The sequence below is a fragment of the Acinetobacter sp. YH16042 genome, assembly GCF_013417245.1.
GTDB lineage: Bacteria > Pseudomonadota > Gammaproteobacteria > Pseudomonadales > Moraxellaceae > Acinetobacter > Acinetobacter amyesii.
On record NZ_VPEJ01000139.1, the window covers coordinates 1 to 1,146 of the forward strand.

2 protein-coding genes are annotated in these 1,146 nt (G+C 44.9%); both read right to left on the minus strand.

The features are described from left to right. The coding region (dcm, locus tag FTV37_RS17600; protein ID WP_180064350.1) for a DNA (cytosine-5-)-methyltransferase at window positions 1-956 on the minus strand (956 nt) is incomplete at its 3' end. Further along, window positions 928-1,146 (minus strand): hypothetical protein (locus tag FTV37_RS17765; protein WP_218947637.1); only part of this gene is annotated, 219 nt, incomplete at its 5' end. The genes FTV37_RS17765 and dcm, both read right to left, overlap by 29 nt.

A 1,146-nucleotide genomic window follows, 5' to 3' on the forward strand; every position in this document is an offset into this window, starting at 1 on the left:
GTCGGACGGACTTCAGGGAAGAGTTTACTGATATTTTTCAGGGAAAAGTCGCCCTTGATATCCAGGCTGCGTTTGAAGCCTACCAGTACAATACGCTCACGGTGCTGGGGAAGGAAGTTCTTGCCGTCAATGATTTTTGGATCATTCGGACCACTCGCGTCAGCATCTGCAACATCATAGCCCAGCTCGTCCAGCGTCTTCATGATGATACGGAAGGTATTTCCCTTGTCATGGCTTTTCAGGTTCTTTACATTCTCGAGTACGAAAATAGCTGGCTGTTTTGCTGCAATAATACGTGCCACATCAAAAAACAGTGTTCCTTGTGCTTCACATTCAAAACCATGTGCCTTGCCGAGGGAGTTCTTTTTTGAAACACCTGCCAGAGAGAACGGCTGGCATGGGAAACCGGCCAGTAGTACCTCATGATCCGGAATTTCGTTATCAATATGTTCATAAGCTTCATTGATGTCTATATCCGGATCTTCAGTCAGCGTAACCTGTCTGATATCTTCGTTGAATTTATGATGTTGAGGATCACAGTACCAGTTGGCCTTGTAGGTCCGGATGGCTTCCTTGTTCCATTCGCTGGTAAAAACGCATTGTCCCCCTATTTCCTCAAATCCCTTCCTAATCCCGCCAATCCCGGCAAACAGATCAATAAAACGGAATTTATAGTCCGGATGGTGTGCTGGTGGCTTCGGTAGCATCTTTTGCTGAAGCATCTCCACTTCGCCCTCACTGAGTGCCCGTGGTGCACTCTTTCCATTGAGCCATTTATTCAGCGTTTCACGGGTCCAGTCATACTGTCCAACCCTGCGAAGTATTTCAGCAACAGTTTTCTGGTCGTATGACTCCAAGACCTGATTGACCAGCATTTTGTGCTCTTCAATTTTCTGTTTTTCCTGGGTTAGGTACTTTTCATGCAGGTCATCGGCTTGGGAGAGAAACTCTTTCATCTATAAATCTATATTTGGGTATTTTGAGTGATACTTTATCACTCATTTGACCCAGATATAAGCTAAAACATTCATTGTTGCTCATAAAACATCCATTAAAAAGCTGATAGGGGAAAAGCAGCCCTGAATGTAGGTCCAACTGGGCCTTGAGCTTTGTATTTTGCAGTAAACGTCTGATCTGACGTTCTGA